A 20596-nucleotide genomic window follows, 5' to 3' on the forward strand; every position below is an offset into this window, starting at 1 on the left:
GGATAGATCCGCAAAACAGCCCCTATTCCGCCGCTTGCGTCCGGATGAAACCACCCGATTGACGCTCCCAGTACTGCGCGTACCGTCCACCCTTCGCTAAAAGCGTGTCATGGTCGCCGTCTTCAACGATCCGCCCGCCTTCCATGACAATGATGCGGTCCATCTCTGTCAACGTCGACAAACGGTGTGCAATGGCCAAAACGGTTTTGCCCTCCATCACCCGTTCAAGAGCAGTCTGAATGGAAGCTTCGACTTCACTGTCCAATGCACTTGTTGCCTCATCCAGCACAAGAATAGGTGCATCTTTCAGAATGGCACGTGCAAGCGCGATGCGTTGGCGTTGGCCGCCAGAGAGCTTGACGCCCCTTTCACCCAGATTTGCATGATACCCGGTGCGCCCCTGGTGATCGACCAATTCCATAATAAACTCATGCGCTTCCGCCTTTTTAGCAGCTGCGACTACGTCGTCCATTGTTGCATCTGGCCGACCATACATAATGTTGTCACTGGCCGAGCGATTGAACATCGCCGTTTCCTGAGTGACCATGCCAATGTTGCGCCGCAGGCTTTCTTGTGTGACGTGCCTGATGTCCTGACCGTCAATTTCAATCGCGCCGGCTTCTGCATCATAAAGCCGCAACAAAAGCGCCACGAGTGTAGATTTACCGACACCCGACGCGCCAACGATCCCGAGTTTTTGGCCTGCAAGGATCGTCAGATCAATGCCCTGAACGCCGCCCTTGTCGCGACCATAGGCAAACCCGACGTCCCGAAGCGCTATTTCGCCATCGGGCACGACAAGATTGCGAGCATTTGGTTTGTCCTCCAGCCGGTTACGCGGGGTGAGCGTACGAATGCCGTCTTCGATCTCGCCAATATTGGCGTATATTGCCATCAGAGTGAAACTGACCCAGCCCGTCATCTGGGCAATTCGGATGGCCACTGCGCCCGCGGCAACGATGTCTCCCTCTGACGCCTGGCCAGACTGCCACAGTACGAGGGTTCCGCCCAACAGCAATACGGGCAAAAATCCCGCCAGTGTCATTAACGCAAAGCGAAACCCTGCCGCCAGATATCCAAACTCCAAGGCGCGCGATCGGAACGTCTGCATCGCGCCCAAAGCGGCCCGGTCTTCGTGATCGGCGTGGGCAAACAGTTTGACCGTCTTGATGTTCGTGATGGTATCGACCACCTGTCCCGATACCATGGCCCGCGCACCAGCCCGACCCGCCGATCGCGTGCGAATGCGCGGCAAGAACCAGCGGATCATGGTAAAATAGGCGATCAACCAGATGCCGAAACCCAAAGCCACACGCCAGTCAATCAACAACAATAGCATAACGGACCCGGCCAGAGAGGCGAGCGCGAAGGCCACAACATTTATGACCTCAGATACCACATCGGTGACAGCGCGTGCGGTTTGCATCTGTTTTTGCGCAATGCGGCCTGCGAAATCATCTTCGAAGAACCCAACCGTCTGGCCCAATGTCCACCGATGCAATCGTGACAATACAAGCGGGTTCACGTTTGGCTGCACGATGATCGCATTAGCCGACGCTGAGAGGCCAAAGAACAAGGGCCGCGCAATCAGAAAAAACGCAATCGCGCCCGCCACCAAGGCAATGTTACCACCTTCCCAAAAGGCTTCCGGTCCAATTTGAGCCGTGGCGTCAATGACCATACCCAAAATCAGCGCTGTGCCTGCTTCCAATACCCCCGCAGCCGCCGAGAAAAAGGCCGCCATCCAAAGCGCCGGCCATGCGCCCGACAGGCACCAGAGCATGAAGCTGCCCAATGTTTCAGGCGGCGGACCTTCGGCAGCGCGAAACGCGTCAATCCAGTCTGGTAACTTCAAGACGGCTCCTCAATGGTCAAAAACCCGCCTGATTGCCGGGCCCAGAAGTCTGCATATAGCCCGCCCCGCGCCAAAAGCGCGTCATGACTGCCGTCTTCCACAATACGCCCTTTGTCGAGGACGAGGATACGGTCCATTCGGGCGATGGTGGAAAGCCGGTGCGCAATGGCAATCACGGTTTTACCTTCCATCATACCATAGAGCGTATCCTGAATGGCCGCCTCAACCTCACTATCGAGCGCACTTGTGGCCTCATCAAGCAGCAGGATCGGCGCATCTTTCAGGATCACCCGCGCGAGCGTCACCCGCTGGCGTTGCCCACCGGACAGTTTTACTCCGCGCTCGCCAACCTGGGCATCATAGCCTGTTCGACCTTCGGGATCCTCCAGATCAAGAATGAACTCATGTGCCTGTGCTTGCTTGGCCGCCGCAATGACATCCTTTTCGCTGGCGTCATTGCGACCATAGAGGATGTTGTCACGCACCGACCTGTGCAAAAGCGAACTGTCTTGTTGCACCATGCCGATCGACAAACGCAGGCTATCCTGCCGAACAGCTGTGATATCCTGACCATCGATCAGAATTTGTCCGGCTTCCGGGTCGTAAAACCGCAAAAGCAGTTTCACCAGCGTGGATTTACCGGCGCCAGATCGGCCAATCAGACCAATTTTTTCACCCCGACGTATCGTCAGGTCGATGTGATCTAACCCACCTGAAGACCGCCCATAGTGATGCGATACCTGTTTGACAGCAATTGTACCCTCAGTCAGTTTCAACGGCTTTGCACGATCGGAATCGGTCAGGGTGATCGGTTGCGCAATCGTTTCCATGCCTTCCGCAACAACACCAAGTTCGCGGAAAAACGTGGTCAGCGCCCACATGATCCATCCGGTCATCGCGTTCAGGCGCAGCGTAAGCGCTGTTGCCGCGGCGACCACCCCTACGCTGGCTGTGCCCTGCACCCACAACAAGATCGCCCATCCAACGATTCCTATGATGAGCAGCCCATTCAAAGCCACAAGGGTGACATCCATTACCGTAAAGATCCGCATCTCTTTCTGGAAAGTGACGCGCGATTCCTCGATGGCCTCTTTTGCGTATTCCAGTTCTTGTTCGTGATGCGCGAACATCTTGACGGAGTGGATGTTTGTATAGGCATCCACCACCCGACCGGTAACCATAGACCGCGCATTGGAAGCGGCCTGCGACGCAGGACCAATGCGTTTCACCGTCCATCGCAGCAACAAAAGATAGAGCCCGAACCACCCCAGCAATGGGATCAAGAGGCGCGGATCGGAGCTGGACAACAAAATCGCCGCACCCAGCAAATAGGCCAGAGAGAAGGAAATGGCATCAAAGACCTGAAACACCACCTCTCCCGCAGCCGGCGGTGTTTGCATGATCCGATTGGCAACGCGGCCAGCAAAATCGTTTTCAAACCATCCCACAGATTGCCGCAAGACCTGCCTGTGCGCCCGCCACCGGATCAAAGTGCCAAAATTCGGCAAAATCGCATTGTTTAACAAGGCGACGTCGATAGCTTGCAACAAAGGCCTGATCAAAAGAATGAAAAGCGCCGCCAAAACCAACTCCAAGCCGTAGTTTTCCCAAAACACCGCTGGATCACCGTCCAAAAGGTCAACCACCCGACCCATGTAAAAGATCAAGGCAACCTCAATCGCAGCCACAACGATGGACATCAGACCTGTCCAGAAAAACACCTTTTTGAACGGCTGAGAGTATTGCCACAAAAATGCAAAAAGTTTTTGTGGAGGATGATCGGTCTCAACATAAGGGGTATATGGGTCAACGAGACGTTCGAAATAGCGGAGCATGACAAGGAGGCCTTACTAGGAAATAGCATACGAAATGGTCAGGCGCTGCTTGGCAGAACCTGCGACGGTTAGGTTATGACAGCCTCAGCTGAACCAGATCCCGCGATACATTTCGTATTCCTCCGTGTTGATATGGGCCTTTTACAAAACAGAACCCGACTTGTCGACCTCTTCATTTGCCCGTTATCAGAGCATCACGTGAGAGCTGAAAATCCGATGCAATCCATTGAGCCTCCAAGTCGGCCAGCCGATCCCCCAGCGCCTTTCCCTGCAATGCCGGCATTAAGTCCATTGCCGACACAGGAAACCGCGCCTTAGATGCCATTTCCAGCGGATCGAGCTGAAACGGCGCCAGCACTTCATTTGCCATAGCAGCTCTGAGGATGAGCGTTCCTTGTGCGATGTCCAACCCAAAACGATAAGCGATTTCTCGCAAAGACTTCAAATCGCCTATTGTTTCCCGGAGTTTATAGACGAACTTGGCATCCTTGTTGGTCATACGCAGCCTTGGCTGCACGTCTTCTCCGCCCAGCGCCACAAGTCTGAGGCGCCAATCCGGGGGCAATTGCACGGACGCCTCCAGATGAACCACCGGACCAAGCAAGGCCAGGTCGCTCCCCGGCAAGACGCGCTGCAAAACTCCGGTTTGCTGCATAGCCGCAACGGCAGGCGTGGGGTCCGGCGCCGCCAGCAATCGGGACATCTCCGCGCCTACGCGCTCAGCCGAAAGATTCTCTAATCCGCGACCATTCTGAGCAATCGCATCCAATGCATCCGTATCGAGACCTTGTTGAGGGTCAGAATACCAGGCATGAAAACGAAAGAACCGCAGCACCCGCAAATAGTCTTCGCGAATGCGGGCGTCGGCATCATTGATGAACCTGATCCGACGCGCCAGGCAATCCACGACACCCGTCCCGAGAGGATCGATAACTGCCCCGTCGGGTGTCGCATAGAGGGCGTTAAGGGTGAAATCACGCCGTCCCGCGTCCAGGGTGATGTCATCACAAAATGTGACGTCGGCGCGGCGACCATCGGTTTTAGCGTCTCTTCGGAACGTTGTGACTTCATGGCCTCGACCACCGGCAACCACAGTAACAGTGCCATGATCAATGCCCGTCGGCACAACTTTCAGTCCTTGCGCCTCGGCCAGCTGCATGACCTGTTGCGGCAAGACATTGGTTGCCATGTCAACATCACTGCCATCCAGACCGAGGAGTGCGTCACGCACACATCCGCCTACAAAGTAAACATCGGCACCCTCAGCACTGATGGCCCGACACACCGACTGTACAGCCGGATCACTGAGCCAAACCGTGTCAGGAGGGATTACTGTAGTATCTGGTCTGTCCATGCTCGCAACATACGCGCAGTTGCGCCCCAGATGTAATAGGGCCCGTAGGGCACCGCATAATAGTAGCGCCGTGTTCCGCGCCAACGCCGGGATTCAATTACATACCGGGTGGGATCGAGCACATGCGACAGCGGCACAGAGAACACTTCTGCCACTTCGCCTTGTTCCGGCACAACCGTGAAATCGCGCGTCACCAGACCAATAACCGGTGTCACGACAAAACCCGTGACGGTTTCATGCGCGGGCAAGGTACCCAGTACATCGACATTTTCAGCGGGCAATCCGATTTCTTCATGTGCCTCGCGCAGAGCCGCAGCACTTACATCTGCATCTGTCTCATCTTGTTTACCGCCAGGAAACGCGATTTGCCCGGGGTGATGTTTCAGGGCCGACGATCTTTTGGTCAAAACAACGTGGAGGCCGTTTTGTTTTTCAATTATTGGTGCCAAAACTCCTGCTTGACGCAATTTGCGACCGGCGGGCAGCACTGTTTCGGGATTCAAATCAAAATCAGATGAGGGACGTCCGGGCCGCAAAAGAGCCGCCCGGATCGTTTCCACGTTAGGAGTCATTTCCATCCTGCTGCGCTTGGAGACCAACCGTCATAGGGTCTAGATCATAATGCGCGCCGCAAAACTGGCAGTCAGCCGTGACCCGTCCTTCATCCGTGGTCATCGTCTCAATGTCTCGAGAGGAGTAAATCGAAAGGCTCTGGCGCACGCGTTCCTCGGAACACGTGCACCCAAATTGCACAGCCTGCGCATCAAAGACCCGGGGTTGTTCCTCATGAAACAGACGCACCAATAGGTCGTTCGGCCCTAGGCTGGGACCAATCAGTTCGAGATCCTCAACCGTATCGAGCAGAATGTTTGCACGACCCCAATTTTCAGCTTCGTCATCGTGCACGAGATCAGACGCATAAAGCGTTTCACCCGACCCCTCGCCTTTGGCCACGAACGGCGAGGCTTTGGGCATATGTTGCAACATCACACCCCCCGCACGCCAACGCTCTGATACGCCCGGTTCGGTCGATTTCCCAAAGCTCAATGAAAACCGCGTGGGTAGCTGTTCGGATTGGGCGAAATAGGTTTCGGCGCAGGCTGCAAGAGACGTGCCCTCAAGCGGCGTGATCCCTTGGTAGGGTGTCGTGCCTTTGCCCTGATCAATCATGATCGCAAAATAGCCTTCGCCGACTTGATCAAACGGCGTTGCGTCCGAAAGACGATCGGCATCAAAACTTGCATAGGCTCGGATACGCGCGGGATCTCCGTCGTTTTCGGGACCATAGTAATCCGTGGAGATCATGCGGACTGCGCCTTTGGATTGGACCTGTAACTGCAGTTTCCATTTCAGCTTGATGGTTTGACCGATCAACGCCGTCAACAGTGCCATTTCCGCCACCAAAGCTTCGACCTGTGGCGGGTAATCATGTTGTTTAAGAATGCCGTTCAGCGCGCCATCCAAGCGTGCGACACGGCCGCGAATATCGCTTGCGTCAAGCTGAAAAGGCAGGACAGTATCGTCCCATGCGATCTGGTGTCCGAGTGTCATTGGGGTTTCCTTATCGCCAAGTGGTTGGCATACCAGCCCCATATAAACGTCCTGCAAGCGATGAAAAGAGGGCAGTACAGAATGATAATCCGCGTCGGACGATCGCCACAGGCAAATCAACGGTATGTCAGACGGCCCGGAGCCTATGCGATTTTGCCGATGAACGGCGGTGTTCTACTTACCGCACAAATTGCTGAAGAGATCGACATCCAGTTACCCGGGGGCGGGATTGACCGTGGCGAGAGCGCAATACAGGCTCTTCATCGAGAAGTAATGGAAGAAACTGGCTGGCGTGTTTCGCGACCACAAAAGCTTGGCACATTTCGCAGATTTGCCTTTATGCCAGAGTACGACCTATGGGCGGAAAAAATTTGTCATGTGTTTGTGGCACGCCCGGTCTATCAACTTTGCCTGCCGAGCGAGCCGGATCATGAAACCCTGGTTGTCTCCGCTAGCGATGCCATTGCGATGTTGGGGAATGATGGTGATCGTAGGTTTGTCGCGCAGTATTTTTCTTAGTGAGGGCCGCTGAATTCAAAAAGCAAGCCCGACACGTCATCAGGAAATTCTGAAACGCCGGAAAGTTCGGTCATCACGTCAATCAAACGATCGAAAAACGCGGGTCCACAAACGGATTGAAGGTCTTTCATAACTTCTTCCAGTCCATCCTCGCCTAAAAACTCACCATCAGACAAGGGGCATTCCGTCACCCCATCCGAAAGGATCAAAAGCCTGTCACCTGGTTGTAGTTCCAATTCAAATTGCGAGAAAGTCACACCAGACATCAGGCCAACGGGAAATCCACCAGAACCATCTTGTTCAAGATCACCTGATTTTCGTTGTACCACCGGGTGGGGGTGTCCGGCCTGACCCAAAACGACCTTCCCGGTATTAAGATCAATATCTGCCAACATAAGGGTAAAGTAATGCTCAGTTTCCATTTCATCGAGAACAAGTTCGTTCAGAGATTGGATAGCTTGTTCTGGTTGACGCGAACGGTAGCTGCCATCGGGCAGTTTTTCCAAGGCTACGTTCTGATCCAATGCACTTGCGGACAAATAGCCAGCCAGGCGCGCTGTCATCAACGCAGAACTAATCCCATGGCCCGAGACATCAATCGAATAGATTCCAAGATGGCCTTCAGCGGCCGGATAGAACCCAACCAAATCGCCACCGACATGTCCACTGGAACGCAAACAAAGTGACAGATCACCGGTGCCAAATGACTTGAACCGTTCCGGTACAAGCGACTGTTGCAACTGTTTTGCTTCAATCAGGTCGTTATCGAGTGAATCGTAAAGCCGTTGCAATTCATCCAGAGTTTCAGTGATCACCTGGTTTTTCTGGGTCAATTCACGCTGCATTGCCAAAATGCGTTCACCTGCAGTCATCCTCGCGCGCAACTCATGACCATCCACAGGTTTGGTCAGGAAATCATCTGCGCCGGCGTCAAGACCTTCCGCTACTTCATTCTTCTCGCTTTTGGACGTCAGCAGAATAAAATAGCTGTATTCATCACCGGACATTTCCCGAAATGCCTTGCAGAAATCAATGCCAGACATACCGGGCATCATCCAATCGCTCAAGACAAGCGCCGGGGAATGCGTGGTACAAATCTCCATGGCGGCTTCACCGGAATCCGCCTCCAAAACTTCATAACCCCAACGCTTGAGCGAACTGGATAGTATTTTACGCTGCAACCGGCTGTCGTCTACGACCAGGACAAGCAGAGGCGACTCCCGACAATCGGGAACATCCGCATCGTTTGTTGTGGTGAGATGGTGCGCCATTAAATCTCTACTTAAAACATCTGCGTTTAATAGACGTACAATGCTTAAAACCAAATGAACTTGAAAAACCGACTAAATATTTTGCGTAAAGATACAAAGTTTTAGGACCTTTGGCACATACTCCCTCAACCAATGATGGAGAACAAGATGATTGATTGGGATAGGGTTGCAACGCTTCGGGAAGAAGTCGGTGCCGAAGATTTTGATGAAGTTGTCGAGCTTTTTCTGGAAGAAGTGGACGCCGCTATTTCGGAGCTATCTGTCAAAGAAAACCAGACCTCCCTCGAAGAAAAACTGCATTTCTTAAAAGGCAGCGCGCTCAGCCTTGGCTTCCAGCACTTTTCGGGTCTTTGCCAGGCGGGCGAAACCGCCGTTGCAAAAGATGCATCAGCCGCAGTTGATATTGATGAAATATTGAATTCCTACGATCAATCCCGGACGGTTTTCATTAACGAGATTTCACTGAAACTCGCTGGTTAGATAATCTTGTAAAGATCGGCAATGCTTGCACGACCCAGTTTCGACACCGCCGTCTTTCTCATCCGCTGCATACCGCTAATCCAGCCGTCATGATCTTGTGCACGCCTTTGCGCAAAATTGGCGACCTCCGGATGCGGCAAAATGAGAAATTGATTGGCTTCGACACCGACAACAATCGACTCGGCAACCTGCGCGCTGGTCAAAAGGCCGGCTGAGGCTTTTGCGTCTTGGTCTGTCAGCCCAATCAAGGGCGTCGCCACATATTGTGGGCATACTAAAGAGACACCAATACCTGCGTCACCATGCGTAATGGCCAGAGATTCTGCGAAGCTAACCGCGGCGTGCTTGGTGGCAGAATAAGCCGCATTTTCAATTTGATTGAGCAAACCTGCCGCTGAAGTGACGTTCACAAAATAGCCTGACCCACGTTTTAGCATTTGTGGCAAAAGCGCGCGCGCCGCATAGACGTGCGCCATCACGTGGACGCACCAATTACGAGACCAATCTTCATTCGATGCAGAGCCTACATGGCTTGGTTGAGAGTCAAAAACCCCCGCGTTAGAGACGAAACAATCCACTTCGCCCAATTCTTTCTGAACAGAGCCTAATAAGGTTAAAATCTGAGTTTCTTCGGCGACATCACAGTAAAAACCCATACACCCAATCCGCGATGCAGCCTCCTGAACAGCCTCAATATTCCGATCCGCGAGCGCGACCCGGGCACCTTTCTCGACCAGCAGCTCTGCAAGTGCCGCGCCAATACCGCTGGCCCCGCCCGTGATGACAACCGTTTTATCGGCGAAATCCATCCGACCCCCTTAGATTACAAATTGTGCAAGTGTCTCATCGTTAGTGATGTCAGTGTATGTGAACCCGGCATCGTCCAACTCAGCCAGAAATCTTGAAAAATTCTCCGGCCGAGTCGTCTCTATTCCGATCAGTACAGAGCCAAAATTTCGCGCTGATTTCTTAAGGTATTCAAACCGCGCAATATCGTCATCCGGCCCCAAGATGTTCAGAAACTCTTTGAGTGCGCCGGGTCTCTGCGGCATTCGCAAAATGAAGTACTTTTTAATACCAGAATAGCGCTGCGCCCTCTCTTTTACTTCCGGCAAGCGCTCGAAATCAAAATTTCCACCCGACGCGATACATACGATTGTTTTACCCTTGAGCTCCTTGGCAAGATCCGCAAGCGCCTCAATCGCCAAGGCGCCAGCGGGTTCTAACACAATGCCTTCTACATTCAACATCTCCACGATCGTGGTGCAAATTCGATCCTCTGATATGTGGATGACATCATTGGAACTAATCGTGCTCAAGCGCCGAAACGTGCGTGCACCCAATTTGGCGACAGCAGCGCCGTCAACGAAACTGTTGATCGGCGACACATCAACAGGCGTGCCCTCTTTCAGGGCGAACCCGAGGCTTTGCGCGCCGGTCGGCTCAACAAACGTATAATTGCATTGATCGCCAAAATAGCTGCGAACGCCCGCAGATAGCCCGCCGCCGCCAACGGGCAAAATCACCCGATCGGGGACACGACCCATTTGGGCCTCGATCTCGACAGCGACAGACGCCTGGCCTTCGATCACATCCTCATCGTCAAAAGGGGAAAGAAAATGCGCGCCCACTTCCGCGCAGAACATCTGAGCCGCGGATAACGTGTTGTCGAAATAGTCGCCAACAAGGCGAATTTCGACGTGATCCCCGCCAAACATCCGTGTTTTCTGGATTTTCTGTTGCGGCGTTGTCACCGGCATGAAAACGACCCCGGTCACCCCAAAATGCCGACACATGAACGCCACGCCCTGGGCATGGTTCCCCGCGCTGGCACAAACAAAGACGGATTGATCAGGAATCACCTTACGCATAGCATTAAACGCGCCCCGCAGCTTGTAAGAGCGTACAGGGCTCAGATCTTCGCGTTTCAACCAGATATCCGCTCCAAACCGCTCTGACAGATGGTCGTTTCTCAACAGTGGCGTGGGCGGAAAAACGGCGCGCATTTCCTGCTCAGCGGCTTGGGCCGCCATGGCAAATTCGCTTGAGGGCATTGCCCACTCCTTTTGATCCGTAGGGTCTTTGATCTCTAGGCGCGCATGGGGATCCGGTCAACGCGGTTCAACCTTGCTGCGCTTAACAAAAAACGGTATCGGCAGCGAGAAATCTGGCTGAGGAAGAAACCATGTCTGCGCCCAAAAAAGTCGTGCTCGCCTACTCTGGCGGTCTGGATACATCAATTATTCTTAAATGGTTGCAAACAGAATATGGCTGCGATGTCGTGACGTTTACTGCCGACCTTGGTCAGGGAGAAGAACTTGAACCCGCACGCAAAAAAGCGGAGCTCATGGGCGCTTCGGATATCTACATCGAAGATGTACGCGAAGAGTTTGTGCGCGACTTCGTGTTCCCGATGTTCCGTGCAAATGCTGTGTACGAAGGGCTGTACTTGTTGGGCACTTCCATAGCCCGACCGTTGATTTCCAAACGTCTCGTTGAAATCGCTGAAGAAACCGGTGCGGATGCGGTCGCCCACGGTGCGACAGGTAAAGGCAATGATCAAGTGCGGTTCGAACTGGCGGCCTATGCGCTGAACCCCGATATCAAAGTCATTGCGCCTTGGCGGGAATGGGATCTTTCCAGCCGAACTAAGCTCCTTGATTTTGCAGAAAAAAACCAAATCCCGATTGCGAAAGACAAACGCGGTGAAGCACCATTTAGTGTCGACGCCAACCTTTTGCATACATCATCCGAAGGAAAAGTTCTGGAAGATCCCGCAGTTGATGCGCCGGAGTACGTGTACCAGCGCACGGTCAGCCCAGAGCAGGCCCCCGACACACCAGAGTACATTGAAGTTGGTTTTGATAAAGGAGATGCCGTAAGCGTCAATGGCGAAGCAATGTCACCTGCATCGTTGCTGACCAAGCTAAACGAACTGGGCGGCAAGCATGGGTGCGGGCGACTGGATCTGGTCGAAGGGCGCTTTGTTGGTATGAAATCGCGTGGTATTTACGAAACGCCCGGCGGTACTTTGCTGCTCGAGGCACACCGGGCCATTGAATCGATCACACTTGACCGAGGTGCCATGCATCTCAAGGACGAGCTAATGCCGCGCTATGCCGAGTTGATTTACAATGGTTTCTGGTTCAGCCCAGAGCGCACTATGTTGCAGGCCGCAATAGATGCATCCCAATCACATGTCACTGGTACAGTGCGCCTGAAGCTTTACAAAGGACATGTGCGAACCGTTGGTCGTTGGTCCGACCATAGTCTCTATTCCGAAGCGCATGTCACGTTTGAGGACGACGCCGGGGCCTATGACCAAAAGGACGCGGCAGGCTTTATTCAGCTGAACGCGTTGCGCCTGAAACTTCTGGCAGCTCGGGATCGCCGCTTGAAATAGAAGGACAAGCTCTAAAATCAGGCTTCGCTAAAGAACTTGAGCTTTCATTTCTTCATAATAAGGAAGGGCCACTTCACATAATCGGGCCGCAGACCCGTCCAGTTTGGGAAGAGGTCCCTCGGGACCGGCAAACCCGGTGCTTTTGTGAACCGAATTGTACCAATGCGCCGCCCATATGCCGTCCTCAACACGGGGGCCTGCGGGCCAATGCAACATCGCGGGATCAAATTCCAAGTCAATCGCAGCACATAGCCGACGCAACGCTTTCTCAGGATTTGCGCGGATATCAGAGCTGTCGACAACGATGCCGCCGAGGCTTTTGAACACGGCCAATTGCTGGACATAACCAATGTCATCCAAAGTAGGCGCTTCGCGTTTGGCGACGTAGCTGGCAATCACCCGTGCAGGGTGCCGCAAAAGGTGAACATTCACGCAATCGCGGGCCCAGGCGAGAGGAAAACCGTCCAGCATGTGGTGCGGCATATGCTTCATATAAAGATGTGGCGTAGGAAACGCGCCGGCGCACAAAGACGCAGCCTTTTCTGGATCTTGGGGCTGGCTGGCGAGAACTTCGTCGCGCATCGGGTGATCCGCCCGTGACTGCGCAAGATAGGCCGCATAAAATGGTTCGTCCATAACCGAGAAGTCCCGACGTGCGCCGAAACTGTACATCATTGCCGTCGAGAGGTTGCGCGGTCCTGACCACATCGCAACCTGCATCACGACGCCCAGTTCATATGAATTTTTGTTTCAATGCGCATCGCGAACAATCCTTGATGTTTCATATGACGCTAAAAAACCGCACCGAGAATGCCAATATGTAAATTGTCTTCACCAGGATGTGACATCGCATGCTCGTGAGTTGCCGTGCGGGGTTCAAAAATACATTCTTGGCGCGAAGGAGACGCAAAATGCTTAATCGTGATACGTTAAAATCATTGGCGCTGGCTGGCATGATCGCCCTTGGCCTGGTGGCTCAAACCCACAAGTCCCACGCGTCGGGTTTGGAAACGCTTACCGTTGCGGGAGGATGTTTCTGGTGTGTCGAATCCGATTTCGAGAGGGTGAACGGGGTCACTGAAGTTGTCTCCGGCTTTACCGGCGGCGAAGTAAGCAATCCAACCTACAAGCAAGTCACGGCAGGTGGCACCGGACACTATGAAGCCGTGCAGATAACATATGACCCATCTGTCGTTGATCAGCGCAGATTGTTGGACCTGTTTTTCCGGTCGGTTGACCCCACGGATGCTGAAGGTCAGTTTTGTGATCGAGGCGAAAGTTACCGCACCGCTATCTTTGTAAGCTCCGCCAAAGAAGAAAACGTCGCGAAAGCTGCCAAAGCGAAAGCCCAGGCCGATTTGGGTCAGAACATCGTTACGCCGATCCTGCGCACGTCTGAATTCTATCCTGCTGATGCCTACCATCAGGATTACTACAAAGGCACCAAGCTGATCATCACACGGTTTGGTCCGAAACGGCAGGCAGCGGCTTACAATGCCTATCGCAAGGCTTGCGGTCGTGATGCGCGTGTCAAAGAGCTTTGGGGCAGTGCCGCGCCTTTTGTAGGCACCTGACGTTTAACCCACCTTGCAGGCGGCAAGGACCGCCATGTTCAAAATATCATTGGCGGTGGAAACTGTTGAACAGATCTGGATCGACCCGTCCACCCCTGCCAGGATCGGTCCGATGACCGTTGCACCCGCCATTTCCTGCATCAGCTTGACCGAAATGCTCGCCGAATGTCGGGCAGGAACCACCAAAATATTTGCGGGGCCCGTCAGGCGTGAAAACGGATAAGACGCCTGCGCCCTGAGATTTAGAGCAACATCGACGGTCATTTCACCTTCGTACTCAAAACTGACACCCCGCCTGTCGAGAACCTCAGGCGCTTTGGCCATTTTCTCAGCCCTCTCGGATACCGGATAGCCAAAGGTCGAAAAACTCACAAATGCGACGCGTGGTTCAAGCCCCATATTTTGCGCAACCGTTGCCGCGCGTTCAGCAATATTGGCAAGATCTTCTTCGTCCGGCCATTCGTGCACCAATGTGTCTGCGATGAAAACGATCCGTCCTTTGTGCAAAAGAGCCGTAATCCCCGCCGCCCCATTTGCAATATCGGCGTCATAGACGTGGTTGATCCGATCCATGATATGTGCCGATTTGCGTGTGGCACCGGTCACCAAGCCATCGCCATGACCATGCGCCAGCATCAATGCGGAAAACACATGTCTGTCCCGCGCGGCAAGCCGGTGGATGTCCTGGGCATCAAAACCACCCCGGTTCAACCGGTTATAGAGAAAAGACTTATAAGTCTCTAAATGGAGGGTATTGGCTGCATTCACGATCTCAATCTCACGATCTGCGCCTTCCAGGCCAGCAGCGAGCAGCTTGGCTTTTACATCTTCATCTCGCCCTACCACCAAGGCCTTTCCTAACCCCGCACGTTGATACATTACAGCGGCACGCAGCACGCGCGGGTCATCGCCTTCGGCGAAAATCATGCGCGCCTGATTGGCACGTGCACGCGTGTTGATGCCTCGCAATATGCTTGCGGTAGGATCCATCCTCGATTTCAGCGAAAGCTCGTACGCTTCCATGTCAATGATCGGTCGGCGCGCAGCACCTGTGCTCATTCCTGCTTTTGCCACGGCGGGCGGCACACGGTAAATCAAGCGCGGGTCGAAGGGTGTCGGAATGATATAATCACGCCCGAAAGTGAGATTTTTGCCATAAGCCAAGGCGACCTCATCGGGCACATCTTCTCGTGCAAGATTTGCAAGGGCATGGGCACAAGCTATTTTCATCTCGTCATTGATGGCACGTGCATTAATGTCCAAGGCTCCACGGAACAGATAGGGGAACCCCAGCACATTATTCACCTGATTGGGATAATCGCTGCGCCCTGTAGCGACAATTGCATCCGGCCTCACTTCATGGGCTTCTTCGGGAGTGATCTCCGGATCAGGGTTCGCCATCGCAAAAATCACGGGGTTTTCCGCCATGCTTTCGACCATCGCTTGCGTCACGGCACCCTTAACGGAGACACCAAGGAAAACATCTGCCCCGTGCATCGCATCTTCAAGCGTGCGTAGGTCTGTTGCGACCGCATGCGCAGACTTCCACTGGTTCATACCTTCGCTCCGGCCTTGATAAATAACGCCCTTTGTATCGCACATGATGCAGTTTTGGTGTTGTGCGCCCATCGCTTTCAGCAGTTCCAGACAAGCGATTCCAGCCGCCCCTGCCCCGTTCAGCACAATCCGAACATCTTCGATTTTTTTGCTCGAGATTTTCAGCGCGTTCAAAAGACCGGCCGCACAAATCACAGCCGTACCGTGCTGATCGTCGTGAAAAACAGGAATATCCATCTGTTCTTTCAAACGCTGCTCGATGATGAAACACTCAGGCGCCTTGATATCCTCAAGATTGATCCCGCCAAACGTCGGACCCATCAATTTTACCGCGTCGACAAAGGCGTCCGTGTCTTCGGTGTCCAGCTCTATATCAATGCTGTTCACATCCGCGAAACGTTTGAACAGCACCGCCTTGCCTTCCATGACGGGCTTCGATGCCAAAGCGCCCAGATTGCCCAGACCCAAAACGGCTGTTCCATTTGAAATAACCGCAACCAGATTGCCCTTGTTGGTATAGTCATATGCTGTTTCCGGGTTCTCCGCGATCGCCTCGCAAGGCACGGCAACACCTGGCGAATAGGCAAGGCTTAGGTCTCGCTGTGTTGTCATTGGAACCGTTGCTGTGATCTCGAACTTTCCGGGCGTCGGTTCCAGGTGAAAGGCCAGCGCCTCTTCGGATGTCACTCGGGTTTTGGACATGGGACAAAAGCCTTTACTGTTAATCTGAGCGCATAACCTCTAGCCCAGCGGGCAGGTAGCCTCAAGCACGCAGCATTTGAGGCTTTTACGTCGCGGTTCCGGTTTGTAAGGTCCGCTGAAACCGCCGGGGGGCACCACATGACCGTCACGCCAATGATGGCGCAATATCTGGACCTGAAATCTGACTATCCGGATGCCTTACTCTTTTACCGCATGGGCGATTTCTATGAGATGTTTTTTGACGATGCGATTGCCGCGTCAGAAGCGCTTGATATTGCGCTGACCAAACGGGGCAAGCATGACGGGGCCGATATTCCGATGTGTGGTGTGCCCGTACATGCGGCCGAAGGATATCTTTTGACGTTGATCCGCAAGGGTTTTCGCGTCGCCGTCTGTGAGCAAATGGAAAGCCCTGTCGAGGCCAAAAAACGCGGCAACAAATCAGTCGTCAAACGCGATGTGGTCCGGCTGGTGACGCCCGGAACATTGACCGAAGAAGCCTTGTTGGAAGCGCGCCGTCATAATTACCTGGCCGCTTTTGCCGAAGTCAGAGATGCGCAAGCTTTGGCCTGGGTCGACATTTCAACCGGCGCTTTTCATGTGATGTCGGTAACCCAAGTGCGATTGGCTCCTGAGTTGGCGCGTCTTGCCCCATCCGAATTGATTGTCAGTGAAGCCAAAGAGGCAACCTTGCGCGAAACGGCTGAGGATTTCGGCATCGCTTTGACGGGGCTCGCGCGGTCCGCCTTTGACAGTACAAGTGGCGAAAAACGCCTTTGCAATCTGTTCTCCGTAAAAACCTTGAGTTCTTTCGGCGCATTTGACCGTGCTGAGATCGCTGCTATGGGCGCGGTTATTCAATATCTCGAGATCACGCAGAAAGGCAAACTGCCGCTGCTCCGCCCGCCTCAAAAAGAAACGGAGGCCCGCACCATTCAGATTGACGCTGCCACACGCCGAAACCTTGAATTGACCCAATCACTGTCTGGCGGACGTTCCGGTTCTTTGATCTGGGTCATCGACAAAACAGTCACGGCAGCGGGTGCCCGCTTGTTGGAGCGCCGTTTGTCTAGCCCCTCACGTGTACTTTCCACCATCCGCGACCGTCTGGAAGCCGTTACCTGGGCCGTAGACGAAACCTCCAAACGCCAGCAGCTGCGTGAACAGCTCCGGAAGGTGCCTGACCTTGATCGCGCTTTGTCACGGTTGTCGCTTGATCGCGGAGGGCCGAGGGACTTAGCGGCCATTCGGAATGGGTTGGCGCAAGCAGAGACGTTGCATGACGAATTAGTTGACGCGGGCTTACCGGAATTGTTGACAGATGCACTGCATGCAATGGCGGGCCACATAAATCTAATTGAAAAGTTAGAGACTGAACTTGTCGCTGAACCGCCGCTATTGGCACGTGACGGCGGCTATATTGCGTCTGGTGTCGACAACGACTTGGACGAGGCCCGCAAACTGCGTGATGAAGGCCGCAGTGTAATAGCAAGCATGCAGGCCGACTTCGTCTCTAATACGGGCATTTCGTCTCTAAAGATCAAACACAACAATGTGCTTGGGTACTTTGTGGAAACGCCCGCCACGCACGCAGAAAAAATGCTTTCACCGCCTTTTTCAGACCTGTTTATTCATCGTCAAACAACGGCAAATCAGATCAGATTCACCACGGTGGACCTGTCGGAAATGGAAGTCAAAATCCTGAATGCTGGGACGCGCGCGCTTGAAATTGAAAAGCGCCTGTTTGAAACTTTGCGCTTAACTGTTCTTAATTCAGCCGCGCAAATTGCTCAGACAGCGGGAGGTTTAGCAGAATTAGATTTGGCCACCGCACTCGCCGATTTGGCCGTTACGGAACACTGGTCCGCCCCAAAAGTGGACGACACGCGCGCCTTTGACATTGTGTCGGGTCGGCACCCTGTGGTCGAACGGGCTCTGAAAGAAAAATCCGGCACCCCATTTATTGCCAATAGCTGCGACTTGAGCGCAGAGACCTCTGCGGCAAATATCTGGCTACTGACCGGTCCAAACATGGCCGGTAAATCCACATTCCTGCGGCAGAATGCAATCATCGCCTTGCTCGCGCAAATGGGCAGCTTTGTCCCGGCAAAATCCGCGCATATCGGTCTGGTCAGTCAACTATTTAGTCGGGTGGGAGCATCAGATGACCTGGCACGAGGAAGGTCCACGTTTATGGTGGAAATGGTTGAAACGGCTGCGATCCTGAATCAGGCGGATGATAAAGCGCTAGTCATTCTGGATGAAATCGGTCGGGGTACGGCAACCTATGACGGATTGTCGATCGCTTGGGCCACATTGGAACATCTGCATGACGTCAATCAGAGCCGGGCGCTTTTTGCTACCCATTACCACGAAATGACCGCTCTTGCTGGCAAATTGCCCGGCGTAGAAAACGCAACTGTCTCGGTAAAAGAGTGGGAAGGTGAGGTGATCTTTCTGCATGAGGTCAAACGCGGCGCGGCAGACAGATCATACGGTGTTCAAGTTGCGCAGCTCGCAGGATTACCCCCGTCAGTCATTGCCCGCGCGCGTGTTGTTCTAGATGCATTGGAAAAAGGGGAACGCGAAGGTGGCGCGACCCAGAAGACGCTGATCGATGATCTTCCATTGTTTTCAGCGGCATCATCACCGGCACCGACGCCACCAAAATCATCTGTACTAACCGATACTCTCGCGGATGTTCATCCAGATGAGTTGACGCCGAAACAAGCTTTGGACATTCTTTACAAATTGAAAGAGGCGGCCAAGTCCTGACCGCCCCGGTAGAACGAACGCGTCGTGTTCAGATCATGATTTGGGCGTGGACGACACACCAACTTGAGCTGGCCTTAACAAGCGGTCATGCAGCATGAAACCTTCAGCAGCAACCTGTATGATGTCTCCCGCGTTGGTGCCTGGCACCGGCGCCTCGAACATTGCCTGGTGATGTTGCGGATCGAAGCGATCACCCACCTCTGGTGCAATCATTTCGATGCCGTGTTTTTTGAAAACGCTCAAAAGTTCGCGCATTGTCAGCTCGATACCTTCGATCAGAGCACTGTTTGCTTCTTTTTGCTCGTCAGTGATCGTTTCAATGGCACGCTTCATATTGTCGAAAACGGGCAGCATATCGCGCGACAGCTTCGAGCCACCATAGTTTTCCGCTTCGCGACGATCCCTATCAGACCGCTTGCGCGCGTTTTCGGCATCCGCGAGTGCGCGCATAAACCGGTCGCGCAGTTGATCACGCTCAGCCCGCAACTCGTCGATCTCAAGGGCCTCATCGTCAAACTCTTCCATTTCCTCTGCAAAAGCCTCGGCTTCCGCATCCTCAATGTCATCTAGAAACTCTTCGTTCTTGGGTTCCGCCATATTTCACCTCTAGCTCCGGTCCGAAATCAGTTTCCCGACCAGTTGCGCCGTGTAGTTCACAATCGGCACGATGCGTCCATAATTCAGTCTCGTCGGGCCAATGACACCAACAGCGCCAATAACCTTACGATCAGCGTTCATATATGGGGAAACCACCAGAGAGGAACCCGAAAGTGAAAAAAGTTTGTTCTCAGAACCAATAAAAATGCGCACACCGTCGCCACCTTCGGCAAGTTCGAGGAATTCGGCGATGTCGCGCTTGCGTTCCAGGTCGTCAAAGAGGTGTTTGATCCGGTCGAGATCTTCGGATTCGCCATCGTCGCTCAAAAGATTCGATCGCCCCCGAACAATCAGCCGCTCAATTTGGCCGCCATCGCCCTCCCAAACCGCCATCCCGCTTTCCACCAAAGCTTGAGCCAACGAATCGATTTCGCGCCGCCTGCTTTGAATTTCGTGCTGAATGGTGGTTTGCAGCTGACCCAAGGTTTTGCCTTCGATCAATGCATTCAGAAAATTTGCCGCTTCTCGCATGGAGCTTGGCGTTTGTCCCGGCGGCGGTGTAAACAGCCTGTTTTCCACATGTCCGTCACCAAAAACCAGCACCACAAGAGCCCGATCTGATGATAAAGATACAAATTCAATGTGTTTTATCGGCGCCTCGTGTTTGGGCGTTAGAACCAATGAAGCCCCTTGAGTCACACCAGAAAGCGCAGAACCGACCCGGTCCAACAAGCCGCTGACATCTTGCTCTTTAGAGCCCAGTGTCGCGTCTATCTTCTCACGGTCTGTCTCATCGGGATTACCAATTTCCAGCAAACCATCCACGAACATGCGTAAACCCTGCTGCGTAGGAATACGGCCGGCACTGACATGCGGGCTGTCCAGAAGCCCCATGAATTCCAGATCCTGCATCACGTTGCGAATTGTTGCCGCACTAACATTTTCGCTGAAATCCCGCGTCAGAGTTCGTGATCCCACGGGCGCGCCGTCCTCAAGATAACCCTCAACAACACGGCGGAAGACCTCGCGCGAACGTTCGTTCATTTCTCCCAATACATTTGGCACATCGTTCATGGCGGTATCCTATCTGAAACTGATTAAAAGCATATAGGGCGGAGAATTC

17 protein-coding genes are annotated in these 20596 nt (G+C 53.5%); 5 read left to right on the forward strand and 12 right to left on the reverse strand.

Features of this window, described 5'->3' with window-relative positions:
- Positions 1–22: 22 nt before the first annotated feature.
- The 5 genes from AB8B75_RS03595 to AB8B75_RS03615 form a co-directional block, all read right to left on the reverse strand.
- Entirely contained in the window at positions 23–1855 is a 1833-nt protein-coding gene (locus tag AB8B75_RS03595; RefSeq protein ID WP_405359894.1) for an ABC transporter ATP-binding protein, read from the reverse strand.
- Positions 1852–3690: an ABC transporter ATP-binding protein gene (locus AB8B75_RS03600; RefSeq protein ID WP_405359895.1), complete on the reverse strand. Its 1839-nt coding sequence runs from the start codon at positions 3688–3690 to the stop codon at positions 1852–1854. The genes AB8B75_RS03595 and AB8B75_RS03600 overlap by 4 nt, the downstream gene beginning before the upstream one ends.
- 172 nt (positions 3691–3862) lie before the next feature.
- Positions 3863–5044 carry a CCA tRNA nucleotidyltransferase gene (locus tag AB8B75_RS03605; RefSeq protein WP_405359897.1) on the reverse strand — a complete coding sequence of 394 codons (1182 nt, stop codon included), beginning with the start codon at positions 5042–5044 and terminating at the stop codon, positions 3863–3865.
- Positions 5020–5616 (reverse strand): CoA pyrophosphatase, encoded by a 597-nt coding sequence (locus AB8B75_RS03610; RefSeq protein WP_405359899.1) that lies wholly within the window; start codon positions 5614–5616, stop codon positions 5020–5022. The genes AB8B75_RS03605 and AB8B75_RS03610 overlap by 25 nt, the downstream gene beginning before the upstream one ends.
- Complete coding sequence (locus AB8B75_RS03615) at positions 5606–6595, reverse strand: Hsp33 family molecular chaperone HslO (protein ID WP_405359900.1); 990 nt, start codon at positions 6593–6595, stop codon at positions 5606–5608. The genes AB8B75_RS03610 and AB8B75_RS03615 overlap by 11 nt, the downstream gene beginning before the upstream one ends.
- A gap of 81 nt (positions 6596–6676) precedes the next feature.
- On the opposite strand from AB8B75_RS03615, the gene AB8B75_RS03620 reads away from it, so the two are divergent.
- Entirely contained in the window at positions 6677–7114 is a 438-nt protein-coding gene (locus AB8B75_RS03620) for an NUDIX domain-containing protein (RefSeq protein ID WP_405359902.1), read from the forward strand.
- Here AB8B75_RS03620 and AB8B75_RS03625 read toward each other — a convergent pair.
- Positions 7111–8385, reverse strand: a complete 1275-nt coding sequence (locus tag AB8B75_RS03625; RefSeq protein WP_405359904.1) for a PP2C family protein-serine/threonine phosphatase — start codon at positions 8383–8385, stop codon at positions 7111–7113. The genes AB8B75_RS03620 and AB8B75_RS03625 overlap by 4 nt on opposite strands.
- A 147-nt stretch (positions 8386–8532) precedes the next feature.
- On the opposite strand from AB8B75_RS03625, the gene AB8B75_RS03630 reads away from it, so the two are divergent.
- On the forward strand, positions 8533–8865 hold the full coding sequence (locus AB8B75_RS03630; RefSeq protein WP_405359905.1) for an Hpt domain-containing protein: 333 nt from the start codon (positions 8533–8535) through the stop codon (positions 8863–8865).
- Here AB8B75_RS03630 and AB8B75_RS03635 read toward each other — a convergent pair.
- Both AB8B75_RS03635 and ilvA read right to left on the reverse strand, forming a co-directional pair.
- Positions 8862–9674, reverse strand: a complete 813-nt coding sequence (locus AB8B75_RS03635) for an SDR family NAD(P)-dependent oxidoreductase (RefSeq protein ID WP_405359907.1) — start codon at positions 9672–9674, stop codon at positions 8862–8864. The two genes, AB8B75_RS03630 and AB8B75_RS03635, sit on opposite strands and share 4 nt — an antisense overlap.
- A gap of 9 nt (positions 9675–9683) precedes the next feature.
- Positions 9684–10919: a threonine ammonia-lyase IlvA gene (gene ilvA, locus AB8B75_RS03640; protein ID WP_405359909.1), complete on the reverse strand. Its 1236-nt coding sequence runs from the start codon at positions 10917–10919 to the stop codon at positions 9684–9686.
- Positions 10920–11050: 131 nt separating this feature from the next.
- On the opposite strand from ilvA, the gene AB8B75_RS03645 reads away from it, so the two are divergent.
- Complete coding sequence (locus tag AB8B75_RS03645) at positions 11051–12268, forward strand: argininosuccinate synthase (protein WP_405359910.1); 1218 nt, start codon at positions 11051–11053, stop codon at positions 12266–12268.
- A 27-nt stretch (positions 12269–12295) separates the two neighbouring features.
- On the opposite strand, the gene AB8B75_RS03650 is transcribed toward AB8B75_RS03645, so the two are convergent.
- The gene (locus AB8B75_RS03650) at positions 12296–12988 is read right to left on the reverse strand and encodes an HAD family hydrolase (protein WP_405359912.1); all 693 of its coding nucleotides are present in this window, start codon (positions 12986–12988) and stop codon (positions 12296–12298) included.
- Positions 12989–13179: 191 nt separating this feature from the next.
- Between AB8B75_RS03650 and msrA the strand changes: the two genes are divergently transcribed.
- A complete protein-coding gene (gene msrA, locus AB8B75_RS03655) occupies positions 13180–13842 on the forward strand; it encodes a peptide-methionine (S)-S-oxide reductase MsrA (protein ID WP_405359914.1) in 663 nt (220 codons plus the stop codon).
- Positions 13843–13845: 3 nt separating this feature from the next.
- On the opposite strand, the gene AB8B75_RS03660 is transcribed toward msrA, so the two are convergent.
- Positions 13846–16101, reverse strand: a complete 2256-nt coding sequence (locus AB8B75_RS03660; RefSeq protein ID WP_405359916.1) for an NADP-dependent malic enzyme — start codon at positions 16099–16101, stop codon at positions 13846–13848.
- A 138-nt stretch (positions 16102–16239) separates the two neighbouring features.
- On the opposite strand from AB8B75_RS03660, the gene mutS reads away from it, so the two are divergent.
- A complete protein-coding gene (gene mutS / locus AB8B75_RS03665) occupies positions 16240–18876 on the forward strand; it encodes a DNA mismatch repair protein MutS (protein ID WP_405359918.1) in 2637 nt (878 codons plus the stop codon).
- Positions 18877–18909: 33 nt separating this feature from the next.
- Here the strand turns inward: mutS and AB8B75_RS03670 are convergent, their stop codons facing one another.
- Both AB8B75_RS03670 and hrcA read right to left on the reverse strand, forming a co-directional pair.
- A complete protein-coding gene (locus AB8B75_RS03670) occupies positions 18910–19473 on the reverse strand; it encodes a nucleotide exchange factor GrpE (protein WP_405359919.1) in 564 nt (187 codons plus the stop codon).
- Positions 19474–19482: 9 nt separating this feature from the next.
- A complete protein-coding gene (gene hrcA, locus AB8B75_RS03675; protein WP_405359921.1) occupies positions 19483–20547 on the reverse strand; it encodes a heat-inducible transcriptional repressor HrcA in 1065 nt (354 codons plus the stop codon).
- Positions 20548–20596 lie beyond the last annotated feature (49 nt).

The organism is Roseobacter sp. (assembly GCF_045106495.1).
GTDB lineage: Bacteria > Pseudomonadota > Alphaproteobacteria > Rhodobacterales > Rhodobacteraceae > Roseobacter.